The sequence below is a fragment of the Qipengyuania flavescens genome, assembly GCF_029688735.1.
Taxonomy (GTDB): Bacteria; Pseudomonadota; Alphaproteobacteria; order Sphingomonadales; family Sphingomonadaceae; genus Qipengyuania.
This window is the reverse complement of sequence record NZ_JARULD010000001.1, coordinates 216,870-229,408: the sequence shown is the minus strand read 5'-3', so window position 1 is coordinate 229,408 and position 12,539 is coordinate 216,870. Positions and strand designations below refer to the sequence as shown.

Below are 12,539 nucleotides of genomic sequence, written 5' to 3'. Positions count from 1 at the left end.
TCCCAATAACCGATTTGGTTTTTCGACTTTCCTACACGAAGCTCTCCGACGCAAGCGGTTTTTCCAACCACAGGAGAAACCGATGCCCCGTAAACTCGTCGAACGCGAACTCACGCCCGAGGGTCCGCGTCGTGCAGGCAGCGCCCGAGCCCGCCGCCGAAGTGTCACCGTGAACCACGCTGAATCGCCGTTGACCTGGCTCCATTCGCGCGGACATTTGTCCGATCGCCAGTTCGATGCCGGCGAGCGGCTACGCGCGGATTACGAGCGGGCACAGCTCTCGCCATCGGTGACCATGCGCTGGGACCCGGTCCGCGTCGATGGCGGCGGTGGCGACGGCTTGACGCCATCGGAGCGGCAATTGTCGGCCAAGTCGCGCTTCGATGGCGCGATGGCGGAAGTGGGACCGGGGCTGAAGGACATCCTCTGGCGCGTCGCCTGCGCCTGCGAGGGGTTGCCCGATGCGGAACAGGCGCTCGAATGGCCCGCGCGCAGCGGCAAGCTGGTCCTCAAGCTCGCGCTCGATAGGGTGGCGGATTTCTACCGGATCCGCTGAGCGATTTCTCGGCGCAGAGCGGGCAGCACTTCCGCCTCGAACCACGGATGGTCGCGCATGAACAGCGTGCTACGCCAGGCGGGGTGGGGGAGGGGCAGGAACTGCGGCAGGAAGTCTCGCCAGCGCCGCATGCGCTCGACCATGGTCCAGCTCTTGGTCTCGGGCAGGTAGGCGCGCTGGGCGTAGGTGCCGACGAGCAGCGTCAGGCGGTCGGCGGGCAATTCTTCCCACACCCGCTCATGCCATGTGGGCGCGCATTCGGGGCGGGGTGGCTTGTCGCCTCCGCTCGCCTTGCCGGGATAGCAGAAGCCCATCGAGACGATGGCGAAAAGCTCCGGATCGTGGAGCGTATCGAAACCCACGCCGAGCCATTCGGCCAGCCGCTGCCCGGACTTGTCGTCGAAGGCGAGGCCTGCCTGGTGCGTGATCCGTCCCGGTGCCTGCCCGATCACGACGACGCGGCTGGTCACGCTGAACTGGACGATGGGTTTAGGGCCGAGCGGCAGGTGCTCCGCGCACAGCGTGCAGCCGCGGATTTCGCGTTTGAGCGCCTCGGCGCTCACATCGCCTCGACCTGCTCGGCCAGCGTCAGCCAGCGTTCTTCCGCCGCGTCCTTCTCGGTCCGCGCATTCTCAATGCCTCGCGAGATAGTCGCGAAACGCTGCGGGTCGGAGGTGTAGAGGTCGGGGTCGGACAGGATCGTCTCGCCTTTCGCGATGGCGGCTTCCAGTTCCTCGATCCGCGCGGGCAATTGCTCGAAGTCGCGCTGGTCCTTGTAGCTCAGTTTGGTCGGCTTCTGCGGCGGCGGGGGAGGAGAGGGTGCGCTCTCCGACTTGTCGGATTTCGTCTTGCTTTCGACCGGCTTCTGCCGCTTCGCCTGCCAGTCCTCGTATCCGCCCGCGACCACATCGACGCGGCCCGTGCCGTCGAGGCCCAGCGTCACCGTCACCGTCCGGTCGAGGAAGTCTCGGTCGTGGCTTACGATCAGCACCGTGCCCTCGTAATCCGCGATCACTTCCTGCAGCAGGTCGAGCGTTTCGAGGTCGAGATCGTTGGTCGGCTCGTCCAGCACCAGCAGGTTCGAGGCCTTGGCGAATTCGCGCGCCAGCAAGAGACGGCTGCGTTCGCCGCCCGACAGCACCGCCACCTTCATGTCGACGATCTTGGGATCGAACAGGAACTCCTTGAGATAGCCCTGCACATGCTTGCGATTGCCGCGCACGTCGATCCAGTCGCCGCCTTCGGCCAGAACCTGCCGCACGGTCTTGTCGGCAGTGAGGAGCTGGCGCTGCTGGTCGATCATCACGCCGGTCAGCGTCTTGGCGATCTCCACCGTGCCGCTGTCGGGCTCCAGTTCGCCCGTAAGCATCTTGAGCAGCGTCGTCTTGCCCGCGCCGTTCGCGCCGACGATGCCGATCCGGTCGCCGCGTTGTATGCGCAGGCTGAAGGGCTTGATGATCGTGCGATCGTCATAGCTCTTGGTGATGTTCTCCGCGACGATGACCGACTTCGATTTGAAGTCCTCTTCGGTCGCCAGCTTCAGCTTGGCCGTGCCGCCCGCCGAAATCATCGAAGCCCGCTGGGCGCGCATCTGCCACAGCTTTTCCAGCCGCCCCTGGTTGCGCTTGCGCCGTGCGGTCACGCCGCGCTCTAACCAGTGCGCCTCCAGCTTCAGTTTTGCATCGAGCTTTTCCGCCGCGCGCGCTTCCTTGGCATAGACCTGTTCTTCCCAGGCCTCGTAACCGCCGAAGCCGACTTCCTTGCGGCGCAGGCTGCCGCGGTCGAGCCAGATGGTCGCGCGGGTGAGGCGCTTCAAAAACGTCCGGTCGTGGCTGATGACGACGAAGGCGCCCTTGTAGCGGTCGAGCCAGCCTTCCAGCCAGTCGATCGCGCCGAGATCCAGATGGTTGGTCGGCTCGTCCATCAGCAGCAGGTCGGGATCCTGCGCCAACGCGCGGGCGATGGCGGCGCGGCGCTTCTCGCCGCCGCTGGCGCCCTTCGTCTCCCGGCTCATGTCGATGCCGAGCTGGCCGGCGATGGCCTCCACCTCGTGCTCTTGCGGCGCGTGCGTGCCGTCGAGCGCCCACTCCATCAGCGTCGCATGGCCGGTAAGGTCCGGATCCTGTTCCAGCAGCACGATCCGCGTGCCGGGCTTGATCTTGCGCTCGCCTGCATCGGTCTCGATCTGGCCGTCGATCATGCGGAACAGCGTCGTCTTGCCGACGCCGTTGCGGCCGATCAGCGCGAGCCGGTCACGCGGACCGATGTGGAGGTCGAGCGCGTCGTGGTCGGGACCGCCGAACAGCCATTTGCCGCCCTGCTGCAGGGCCATGCCTTCGAGGCTGAGGATCGGGGGCTGTGCCATAGGCCGCGCGAGGTAGGCGCGCGGCCCCAATGCTGCAAGCGGTTAGCGCGCCGCCTTCTGCGCCTCGACCATTGCGGCGACGCTTTCGAGCAGCTGGGGCGCGTCGTAGACGATGCCGTCCTTGACGGTCCAGCGCACCCCGCCGACCTGCTCGATCGCCCCGGTCTCGTAATTCAACCGCGTGTGGCCGGTACCGTACAGCACCTTGAGATTGGCGAGCGGGTTTTCCGGCACGATCACGAGATCGGCCAGCTGGCCAACCGCGATACGGCCCATCGGCGGCTCGATACCTCGCGGCTCGTAGATTTCGCGCGCGCCATCGAGCGTCGCGGCGCGGATCACTTCGAGCGGCGCGAGCCCTGCCTCGCGCAGCATTTCCAACTCGCCGATATAGGCGAAACCCCAGGTCTGGTAGATATAGCCGGGGTCCGAGCCGGCGGTGACGCGGCCGCCCTTGCGGTGGAAGTCCTTCGTCAGCCGGAACCACTTGTCATAAAAATTGCGCCAGGCGACCTCGTCTTCGGTGCTCCAATCCTTGTAGTAGCTTCCGTGGTTGGTGGCGCTGGGAGCGTAGAAATCCATCAGCGACGGCAGGCTGTAGCGCGCATGCCAGTCACGGTTCTTGGCTGCCATGACATCGCGGCTGGCGGAATAGATGTTGAAGGTGGGGCTGAGCGTCACGCCGCTTTCGACCAGCGCGTCGACATAGGTCTCCCATTCGTCGCTGCCAGGTTGGACGGCCTGCGGGGCCAGCCGTGCGACCCAGCCGAAGCGCGATTGCTCGTCGAAGTAATTGTAGTCTTCCGGGTAATAGGGAAGCGCGCCGTCTTTCAGCAGGCTCTCGAAATGGCCGTAGAAATGGGTGACCCCATCGAGGCCGAGATCGACGGCTTCACCCGCGTTCATTTCGGCGACGCCGGTCTGCGCGAGGTGGGCAACGGTTCCCATCTGCTGCGTCTCCGCCTCATCCAGCGCAGCCTCCAGCACATCGGGAGTGGCGGAGTTGAAGAACTTGATGCCCCAATACCCCTGCGCCTTGGCCCAGCGGACCCACTCGCGCGCCTTGGCAGGCGTATCGGGCGCACCGCGCGACCATTTGTCGCCGAACACGGCATAGGGGATCAGCCGCGGTGCGGCGATCGTGTTTGCCGCGCTACGGGCGGTGTCGGTCAGATCGGGCTGGTTCGGGCCGAAATAGAAACTGACCCCGCGCACGGTCGTCACTCCATGGGCCAGCCACAGCTTGTAGCCGTAGGACGGCTGGTTGGCTTTCGACGGATCGCCATTGTGGCCATGCGTGTCGACGAAGCCGGGAAGGACATACATTCCGCCCGCCTCGACCACCTTGCTGGCAGAGCTGCGGACATTGGCAGGCGCGCCGCCAGGATAGAGGGCGGCGATGCGGTTGTTCTCGATGAGAATATCGATCGGTCCGGCGGGCGGCGCACCGCTGCCTTCGATTACTGTAGCACCCGCAATCAGCATGCGCGGGAACGGCCCTTCGCCTTCGCCGGCCGCGCGGTCGGGCACGGCATCCATCTGCTGCGCGGATAGGGCTGCCGGGGCGAGCGCCAGCAGCGCCGCGAGTGCCAGTTTGCGGAATGTCATCGATTTCTCCCTGCCTGTCTTGCGCCCTAGATCAGGAGAAGGGGGCTGTGAAGCTTGCAACGATACGCGGCGGGGAACCGCTCGTTCAGTCAGCTGTAACAAGGGCGGGCCGACCATGCGCACCGAAAAGGAGATCCGCCGATGAAACGTTTCGCCATAGCCCTGCTCGCCGCAACCGCCATCGCCGCTCCGGCGCAGGCTGCGGAGGTTCAGATTACCACGCAGAACCCGGTGATCGAACTGTCGGTGTTCGAGCAGATCGAGGTCGAGCCGGACATGGCAACGATCTCGACCGGCGTGCAGACCGACGCGGACACGGCGGTCGAGGCACTGCGCCGCAATTCAGCGGAAATGGAGCGGCTGGTCGCGCTGATCCGCGCACTAGGCATTCCGGCGCGCGATATCCAGACGGCGAGTATCAATCTCAACCCGCGTTACGACTACAACAATCGCGGCGATCAGCCGCCGCGCTTCCTCGGCTATCAGGCCAGCAATCAGGTGACGGTGAAGCTGCGCGATCTCGACCGTGTGGGCGAGGTGCTGGACGCGATGGTCGAAGCGGGTGCGACGAATATCAACGGGCCTCAGTTCTCCATCGAGGACGACGAGGCGGCCAAGGCGCAGGCGCGGAGCAATGCGCTGGAGCGCGGACGCGCACAGGCAGAGGAATATGCGCGGCTGGCGGGATATTCGGGCGTTCGCCTGCTGCAAGTTGCCGAAGCCATACGCGGGTCGAGCGGCCCGATGGCCAAGGACGAGGCGATCCTGGTGTCCGGGTCGCGCATGGCTGCCGCACCACCGCCGCCGGTCGCCCCTGGCGTCGTCTCGACCGGAGTAGGCATCGCATTGACCTACGAAATGACGCGCTGATCCAGGCTGAACTCGGGCGAGAGAGAACATTCACACCTTGTTCAATAGGTTAGTCTTAGGCAGGACGGCATCATGAAACGCATCCTAGCCTCGATCCTCGCAGCCGGTCTCGTGGCCGGTCCGATCGCCTCTGCGCCTGCCTTCGCGCAGCGTAGCGAGCAGGGCGAGGCACGCCGCGAGATGAGCGCGGGCAATGCGATGAAGCTGCGCGATATCGAACGTCGCGTGGTGCCGACGATGGGCGATGCCGAATATCTCGGCCCAGCCTATGATCCGACGGCCAAGGCCTATCGCCTCAAGTTCATCAAGAAGGGCCGCGTGATCTTCGTCGATGTCGATGCGCGCACCGGTCGCATCCTGCGTCGCAGTCGCTGATCCCGGCGCCGCTTTTCATGCGCAGAAACCCCGTTCAGGTTGACGCGTTCATCTACATGAACGACACGCGTCGCAACGAAACAGGGACAAAGCCTTCATGAGAATCCTGATTGTCGAAGACGAGCCCACGCTCGGCCAGCAGTTGAAATCGACGTTGGAGCAGAACGGTTACGCCGTCGACCTCTCGGCCGATGGCGAGGACGGCCATTTCCTCGGCAGCACCGAGGATTACGACGCGGTGATCCTCGATCTCGGCCTGCCGGAGATCGACGGGCTGACCGTGCTCGGCATGTGGCGCAAGGAAGGGCGCGATTTTCCCGTCCTCGTGCTCACCGCGCGTGACAGCTGGAGCGACAAGGTTGCCGGCCTCGATGCAGGCGCCGACGATTACCTCGCCAAGCCGTTCCAGACCGAAGAGCTGATCGCCCGCCTGCGCGCACTCATCCGCCGTGCATCTGGCAATACCTCCTCCGAGCTGACCGCCGGTGACGTGCGCCTCGATACGCGCTCGGGCCGCGTCACGTTGGCGGGGGAGCCGGTCAAGCTGACCGCGCAGGAATACAAGCTGCTGAGCTACCTCATGCACCACAAGGGCAAGGTGGTCAGCCGCACCGAACTGATCGAACACATCTACGATCAGGATTTCGACCGCGATTCGAACACGATCGAGGTCTTCGTCACCCGCATCCGCAAGAAGCTGGGTGCGGAAGTCATCACGACCATCCGTGGACTCGGTTACAGCCTCGACGACCCCGCCGACCAGCCGCGCGCCTGACGCCGACGCTCCTTCGGGAAGCGAGGCAATGGCTGCGCGGGCTGGCGAGCCTGCGGATGCGCCCGTCACGATAGACACGCCGAAACCTGCGCGCCGCAGCCTTGCCGCGCGCATGATGGCGATCGCCGCGCTGTGGATCGGCGTTCTGCTGCTCGGCGGCGGCTTTGCGCTCGATCGTACGCTGGCTCGCATGGTCGAAAGCAATTTCGACGACCAGCTCGAATACCTCCTCAACGCGATGATCGTCACGGCCGAGATCGGCCCGGATGGCGAGGTGTATTTCAACCGTCCTTTGGGCGAGCCGCGATTCCTCGAGCCGAATAGCGGCCTCTACTGGCAGATCAGCGGGGCGGGGCAGCTCGACACACCGTCGCGCTCGCTATGGGACACGCAGCTCGAACTTCAGGCCGATCATCTCGACATGGAACCGCATTTCTACGATTCCGCCCAGTTCGACGCCGAACCGCTCCGCATCGTCGAGCGCACCGTGCTGCTGCCCGACAGCGATACGCGCTGGACCTTCGCCGTCGCCTCGGCGCGCGAGGAACTGGATTTCCAGATCAGCCGCATCCGCTCGATCCTGATCTGGAGCTTCGCCCTGCTCGCCCTCGGTCTGATGGCGATGGCGATGGTGCAGAGCTATTACGGCTTATCCCCGCTGCGCCGGGTGCGCGCCGCGATTCAGTCAATGCGCAGCCAGGGCAGCAATCGCATTACCGAGCCGCTGCCGCTCGAGGTCGAACCGCTGGTCGAGGAAATCAACGCGCTGCTCGCCCATACCGAAAGGCAGGCCGAAGAAGCGCGCATGCATGCCGGCAATCTCGCCCATGCGCTGAAAACCCCGCTGACCGTGCTGACCAACGCTGCGACGGCCCGCGATCCGCAGCTCGCCAGCCTCGTTTTCCGCGAAACCAAGACGATGCAGCGGCATGTGGAGCACCACCTCGCTCGCGCCCGCGCCGTCGGTCGCCGCGCTTCGGGGCATAGTCGTGCCGACGTCTGGCCAAGCGCCGAAAGCGTCCTTCGCGCCGTCACGCGCATTTACGAAGACACCCGCTTCGATCTCGACGGCAAAAAGCTCGCCGCTGTTTCGATAGAACGTCAGGACCTCGATGAAATCCTCGGCAATCTGATCGAGAATGCCGCCAAATACGGCGGCGGCAGCGTCTTCGTCACCATCGATGCTGAACCCGAGGCAGAGTGCTGCACCATCTGGGTCGAGGACGATGGCATGGGCATTCCCGCAAGCGAACGCAGCCGTATCTTCGATCGCGGCGCGCGGCTGGACACGGGCAAGCCGGGCACCGGCCTCGGCCTTGCAATCGTGCGCGATGTCGCGGAAATCTACGGCGGCTCGGTCGAACTGGACGAAAGCGAGGATCTGGGCGGCCTGCTGGTGAAGCTTACCCTGCCGCGCGCCGGTATCTAGCTTTCCCGTGCCCGTTCGTGGTGGCGGATGACCTCGTCGATGATGAAGCGCAGGAATTTCTCGCTGAATTCGGGATCGAGCTCGCTTTCCTCGGCTAGCCGCCGCAGCCGCGCGATCTGTTCCTTCTCGCGGCCCGGATCGGCGGGGGGCAGAGCGGTCTTCGCCTTGTACTCGCCCACGGCCTGCGTGATGCGGAACCGTTCGGCCAGCATGTGGACCAGCGCGGCATCGATATTGTCGATGCTCTTGCGGAAGCCCGCCAGCGTCGCGTCTTCCGATCCCGATTGTTGCACGTCCTGCGTCATCATTTGCCAGATTAACGCCAATCGTTCTCTTGCCAAGAAAGCATAGCAAGAGCATGGCCAAGCCGAAATGACAGCCGACGTCGTACAATTGCCGCGCCGACAGCCCGAGGGCTCGATCGAACCGATGCTCGCCCTGACAGCGCAGGGCATGAACCAGGTCAATCAGGTCATCCTCGACCGGATGCAGAGCGAGGTGCCGCTGATCCCGGCGCTGGCGGGGCATCTGATCTCGGGCGGTGGCAAGCGCCTGCGCCCGATGCTGACGCTCGCCGGGGCCGAGCTGGTGGGTTACAGCGGCACGCGCCACCACAAGCTCGCTGCCGCGGTCGAGTTCATTCACACGGCGACGCTGCTGCATGACGATGTCGTCGATGGCAGCGATCTCAGGCGCGGCAAGGCGGCGGCCAACATCATCTTCGGTAATCCCGCCACCGTGCTGGTCGGCGATTTCCTGTTCAGCCGGTCGTTCGAGCTGATGACGGAAGACGGCAGCCTGAAGGTGCTAAAGATTCTCTCCGGCGCTTCGGCGATCATTGCCGAGGGCGAGGTCGACCAGCTGACCGCCCAGCGCAAGATCGACACCAGCGAGGAACGCTACCTCCACATCATCCGCGCCAAGACCGCGGCCCTGTTCGCCGCTGCCAGCCGTATCGCCGCCGTGGTGGCCGAATGCAGCGAGGAGCAGGAGCAGGCGCTCGACGAATACGGCCGCAATCTCGGCGTGGCGTTCCAGCTGGTCGACGACGCGCTGGACTACGATTCCAATGCCGTTGCCATGGGCAAGGACCGGGGCGACGACTTCCGCGAAGGCAAGATGACGCTGCCGGTGATCCTCGCCTATGCGCGTGGCGACGAGGAAGAGCGCGCGTTCTGGAAGCAGGCGATCGGCGGATTCAAAACGTCGGACGAGGATCTCGACCACGCCATCGCGCTGATCGAGCGGCACGATGCGGTTGCGGACACCAAGCTGCGCGCCCGCCATTTCGCGCAGCGCGCGATCGATGCGCTCTCGATCTTTCCCGACGGCCAGGCCCGCCGCGCGATGACCGAGGCTGCGCTGTTCGCAGTGGCGCGGGGTTACTGATCCGTTCCGTCATCCCGGCTTTTGCTGGGACGACGACATGGTAGATGTGCGCCCCGTGCCAGAGCTTCCCATCCAAGCCGTTCTGCCGGATGTCCTCGCAGCACTAAGCCAGGGCACCGCAGCGGTGCTGGTAGCGCCGCCGGGTGCCGGCAAGACCACCGCCGTCGCCCCGGCATTGATCGGCGAGGACTGGTGCAGCGGCACCGTGATCCTGACATCTCCCCGCCGCGTTGCCGCGCGCGCAGCGGCCGAGCGGATGGCGGAAGCGCTTGGCGAAAAACCCGGCGAGACCATCGGCTATGTCACTCGCCTCGACAGCAAGCGCACGGCGAAAACCCGCGTGCTGGTGGTGACCGAGGCGATTTTCGTGAACATGATCCTGGCCGATGCGGAGCTGGACGGCATCTCCGCCGTGCTGTTCGACGAGGCGCATGAACGGCATCTCGACAGCGACCTCGGCCTGGCGCTGGCGCTCGAAAGCCGGGCGGTTCTGCGCGATGACCTTCGAGTGCTGGTTATGTCCGCCACCATCGACGGTGCGCGCTTCGCGGAGCTGCTCGGTAGCGATGCGCCGGTGATCGAAAGCGAGGGCCGGGCGCATCCACTCGACATTCGCTGGCTCGGCTCGTCCCCGCAGGCACGGATCGAGGACGCCATGACGGCAGCGATCGCGACTGCCTGGCGCGAAGAGGAGGGCGATATCCTCGCCTTCCTGCCGGGCGTCGGCGAGATCGAGCGGACCCGCGAGCGGCTGGAAGAGCGATTGCCGACCGCGCTAATTCTGCCGCTGCACGGTCAGGTCCAGCCGGCCGACCAGCGCGCCGCCATTCGCCGCGATCCCGAGGGGCGCAGGCGCATTGTACTGGCGACGGCGATTGCGGAAACATCGCTTACGCTGGACGGCGTTTCGGTGGTCGTCGATTCCGGCCTCTCGCGCCGTGCCGAGTTCGATCGGGCTGCGGGAACGACGCATCTCGTCACCCACCGCGCCAGCCAGGCCGCCGCGATTCAGCGGGTGGGGCGAGCCGCGCGGCAGGGGCCGGGCGTGGCTTATCGCCTGTGGGAGGAGGGCGGCCACGCCGGGCGACCAGCCTACGATCCGCCGGAGATCACGACCAGCGATCTCGCACCGCTGGTGCTCGGCTTGGCGCGCTGGGGGACGACCGATCCCGGAACGCTCGCGTGGCTCGACAGCCCGCCGGAGCCTTCGGTGGCTGCGGCGCGCGAGACGCTTACCGCGCTCGGCGCACTCGATGGGGATGGGCGCATCACGCCGCAGGGCGAGCGGCTGGCGCAGCTTCCGCTCGATCCGCAGAGTGCGGCGATGGTCCTGTTCGGGGCGCGGCACGGTGCGGCGGAGAGGGCAGCGCAGATTGCCCTGCTGTTGCAGGAGCGCGGGCTGGGCGGACGCGGCGAGGATATCGAAACGCGGCTCTCGCGCTGGAACGGTGATCGCAACCAGCGCGCACGGGCCAGCCGCAAACTTGCCGAGCGTTGGGCGAACACGGCACGCAAGCTGGTGGAAGAGGAAGGCGGAGTCGAGCCGTCGGCAGGCGTCATCCTCGCCGCAGGTCGCCCTCAGTTTCTCGCGAAACGGCGCGATGCGACGGGCGAGCAATGGATCGCGGCTGGCGGACGGGGGTTCCAGCTCGACCCTGCGTCACCGCTGGCCCGCGCAGAATTCCTCGCCATCGGCGATGCGCAGGGCCAGGCCAAGGGCGCGCGGATCACATCGGCCGCGGCGCTTGGGCTTGCAGAGGTAGAGGAATGGTTCGCCGACCGGATCGAGCGGCGCGCTGTCCTGCGCTGGACCGGCCAGCGGGTCGAGGCGCTGAGCGAGCGGCGGCTTGGAGCGATCCTCCTCTCCAAGGGACCGGATCCCGACCCAGACGAGGGTGCGATCGTGGACATGCTTGTGGAAAAGGCTCTGGAAAACCCGGCAAAACTCATTCCGCAGGCGCTGTTGGCGCGGGCGGGCTACGCCGGGGTCGATGCACTGGCGCCGGAGCGGCTGGCCGAAACAGCCGAGCTCTGGCTCGCGCCGCTGATGGCCGGAAGGCGCGATCTCGCGGTTCCCAAAGGCAAGGTGGTCGATGCGCTTCTCGGCCAGCTCGATTGGGATGCGCGGCAGGCGCTCGAGCGGCTGGCCCCGCGCGAGTTCGTGTCGCCTGCGGGCACGCACCACGCAATCGACTATACCGGCGACGACGCGCCGAGCGTCGAGGTGCGGGTGCAGGCCCTGTTCGGCCACGACCGCCATCCGATGATCGGAGAGACGCCGCTGCTGCTCAAGCTGACCAGCCCCGCCGGCCGCCCGATCCAGGCGACGCGCGACCTGCCGGGCTTCTGGCGCGGCAGTTGGGCGGATGTCTGTAAGGACATGAAGGGCCGCTATCCCAAGCACCGCTGGCCCGAGGAACCCTGGACCGAAAAGCCAAGTTTGAAGACCAAGAACGCCTTCCAAAAATCGGGCGGCTGAATTAGAGGGCATTTCCGACCGCACGGCGGGAGGCAAGGGCGACCGCCCGCCCGAGCCAATGCGAGGAAGCCAAGGTGGCCGGATGGCCACCGCCCGGCGTCTGAGGGACAAAAAGAATGGCAGCACGTATCTTCCAGCGACCCAAGAGCGCAATGCAGTCCGGCAAGGCCCGGGCGGACGAATGGGTGCTCGAATTCGAGCAGTCCGAAGCGCGCCGCCCCGATCCGCTGATGGGCTGGACCGGCAGCGGCGATACGCAGGCGCAGGTGCAGCTGACCTTCCCGAGCAAGGATGCGGCCAAGGCCTACGCTGAAAAATACGGCATCACCGCCCGCGTCCACGCGACGCCGCCCAAGAGCCTCAAGCTGCAAGCCTACGCGGATAATTTCCGTTGATGCGTTGACCGGTCATCCTGGCGGATGACCTCGCGCGGTGCCGGCCCGACTCCCCCGCCCAGCCACCCGATCCAGTATCGGCAGGCTATCGGGTGGCTGGGCGGGGGAGTCGGGCTGGAACCGTGGCCAGCTGGAGGGCTGGACAAAACCACTTGAGGACTCCATATGGCGCGCCGGGAGTCGGGTGGACGTTTGCGTTCGCTCACCGGGTCAGGTCCGGAAGGAAGCAGCCCAGGTGAATTGCGGCGGGTCGCCCGGCTCCTTCTCGTGAGGAGCTACGATCGGAACCGCTCCCATT

At 65.9% G+C, this 12,539-nt stretch carries 12 protein-coding genes and 1 other RNA gene; 9 read left to right on the top strand and 4 right to left on the bottom strand.

The window, feature by feature from the left end:
* Positions 1-82 precede the first annotated feature (82 nt).
* Positions 83-556 carry a DUF6456 domain-containing protein gene (locus P8R33_RS01120; RefSeq protein WP_278327148.1) on the top strand — a complete coding sequence of 158 codons (474 nt, stop codon included), beginning with the start codon at positions 83-85 and terminating at the stop codon, positions 554-556.
* On the opposite strand, the gene P8R33_RS01115 is transcribed toward P8R33_RS01120, so the two are convergent.
* The 3 genes from P8R33_RS01115 to P8R33_RS01105 are packed head-to-tail and all read right to left on the bottom strand — an operon-like array spanning position 541 to position 4,529.
* Positions 541-1,119: a uracil-DNA glycosylase family protein gene (locus P8R33_RS01115; RefSeq protein WP_278327147.1), complete on the bottom strand. Its 579-nt coding sequence runs from the start codon at positions 1,117-1,119 to the stop codon at positions 541-543. The genes P8R33_RS01120 and P8R33_RS01115 overlap by 16 nt on opposite strands.
* Positions 1,116-2,921 carry an ABC-F family ATP-binding cassette domain-containing protein gene (locus P8R33_RS01110; protein ID WP_278327146.1) on the bottom strand — a complete coding sequence of 602 codons (1,806 nt, stop codon included), beginning with the start codon at positions 2,919-2,921 and terminating at the stop codon, positions 1,116-1,118. Before P8R33_RS01110 ends, P8R33_RS01115 begins: the two co-directional genes overlap by 4 nt.
* A 42-nt stretch (positions 2,922-2,963) precedes the next feature.
* Entirely contained in the window at positions 2,964-4,529 is a 1,566-nt protein-coding gene (locus P8R33_RS01105) for an amidohydrolase family protein (protein ID WP_278327145.1), read from the bottom strand.
* A 141-nt stretch (positions 4,530-4,670) separates the two neighbouring features.
* On the opposite strand from P8R33_RS01105, the gene P8R33_RS01100 reads away from it, so the two are divergent.
* From P8R33_RS01100 to P8R33_RS01085, 4 genes are all read left to right on the top strand, one after another.
* Positions 4,671-5,399 carry an SIMPL domain-containing protein gene (locus tag P8R33_RS01100; protein WP_278327144.1) on the top strand — a complete coding sequence of 243 codons (729 nt, stop codon included), beginning with the start codon at positions 4,671-4,673 and terminating at the stop codon, positions 5,397-5,399.
* Positions 5,400-5,471: 72 nt separating this feature from the next.
* A complete protein-coding gene (locus tag P8R33_RS01095) occupies positions 5,472-5,774 on the top strand; it encodes a hypothetical protein (RefSeq protein WP_278327143.1) in 303 nt (100 codons plus the stop codon).
* Between the two features lie 97 nt (positions 5,775-5,871).
* Positions 5,872-6,549, top strand: coding sequence for a response regulator transcription factor (locus P8R33_RS01090; RefSeq protein ID WP_278327142.1), 678 nt, complete (start codon positions 5,872-5,874; stop codon positions 6,547-6,549).
* A 28-nt stretch (positions 6,550-6,577) separates the two neighbouring features.
* A complete protein-coding gene (locus tag P8R33_RS01085) occupies positions 6,578-7,978 on the top strand; it encodes a sensor histidine kinase (protein ID WP_446532488.1) in 1,401 nt (466 codons plus the stop codon).
* On the opposite strand, the gene P8R33_RS01080 is transcribed toward P8R33_RS01085, so the two are convergent.
* A complete protein-coding gene (locus P8R33_RS01080; protein ID WP_278327911.1) occupies positions 7,975-8,283 on the bottom strand; it encodes a chorismate mutase in 309 nt (102 codons plus the stop codon). The two genes, P8R33_RS01085 and P8R33_RS01080, sit on opposite strands and share 4 nt — an antisense overlap.
* Before the next feature lie 67 nt (positions 8,284-8,350).
* Between P8R33_RS01080 and P8R33_RS01075 the strand changes: the two genes are divergently transcribed.
* From P8R33_RS01075 to ffs, 4 genes are all read left to right on the top strand, one after another.
* Positions 8,351-9,367: a polyprenyl synthetase family protein gene (locus P8R33_RS01075; protein ID WP_278327141.1), complete on the top strand. Its 1,017-nt coding sequence runs from the start codon at positions 8,351-8,353 to the stop codon at positions 9,365-9,367.
* A gap of 37 nt (positions 9,368-9,404) precedes the next feature.
* Complete coding sequence (hrpB, locus tag P8R33_RS01070) at positions 9,405-11,846, top strand: ATP-dependent helicase HrpB (RefSeq protein WP_278327140.1); 2,442 nt, start codon at positions 9,405-9,407, stop codon at positions 11,844-11,846.
* A 116-nt stretch (positions 11,847-11,962) separates the two neighbouring features.
* The gene (locus P8R33_RS01065; RefSeq protein ID WP_278327139.1) at positions 11,963-12,241 is read left to right on the top strand and encodes an ETC complex I subunit; all 279 of its coding nucleotides are present in this window, start codon (positions 11,963-11,965) and stop codon (positions 12,239-12,241) included.
* Between the two features lie 173 nt (positions 12,242-12,414).
* An RNA gene (ffs, locus tag P8R33_RS01060) (signal recognition particle sRNA small type) lies at positions 12,415-12,509 on the top strand.
* Positions 12,510-12,539 lie beyond the last annotated feature (30 nt).

Excerpts from the sequence above, each read along its gene's own strand:
- P8R33_RS01120 (WP_278327148.1), top strand. The coding sequence starts at position 83 with ATGCCCCGTAAACTCGTCGAACGCGAACTCACGCCCGAGGGTCCGCGT.
- P8R33_RS01110 (WP_278327146.1), bottom strand. The coding sequence starts at position 2,921 with ATGGCACAGCCCCCGATCCTCAGCCTCGAAGGCATGGCCCTGCAGCAG.
- P8R33_RS01105 (WP_278327145.1), bottom strand. The coding sequence starts at position 4,529 with ATGACATTCCGCAAACTGGCACTCGCGGCGCTGCTGGCGCTCGCCCCG.
- P8R33_RS01100 (WP_278327144.1), top strand. The coding sequence starts at position 4,671 with ATGAAACGTTTCGCCATAGCCCTGCTCGCCGCAACCGCCATCGCCGCT.
- P8R33_RS01095 (WP_278327143.1), top strand. The coding sequence starts at position 5,472 with ATGAAACGCATCCTAGCCTCGATCCTCGCAGCCGGTCTCGTGGCCGGT.
- P8R33_RS01090 (WP_278327142.1), top strand. The coding sequence starts at position 5,872 with ATGAGAATCCTGATTGTCGAAGACGAGCCCACGCTCGGCCAGCAGTTG.
- P8R33_RS01085 (WP_446532488.1), top strand. The coding sequence starts at position 6,578 with ATGGCTGCGCGGGCTGGCGAGCCTGCGGATGCGCCCGTCACGATAGAC.
- P8R33_RS01080 (WP_278327911.1), bottom strand. The coding sequence starts at position 8,283 with ATGACGCAGGACGTGCAACAATCGGGATCGGAAGACGCGACGCTGGCG.
- P8R33_RS01075 (WP_278327141.1), top strand. The coding sequence starts at position 8,351 with ATGACAGCCGACGTCGTACAATTGCCGCGCCGACAGCCCGAGGGCTCG.
- hrpB (WP_278327140.1), top strand. The coding sequence starts at position 9,405 with ATGGTAGATGTGCGCCCCGTGCCAGAGCTTCCCATCCAAGCCGTTCTG.
- P8R33_RS01065 (WP_278327139.1), top strand. The coding sequence starts at position 11,963 with ATGGCAGCACGTATCTTCCAGCGACCCAAGAGCGCAATGCAGTCCGGC.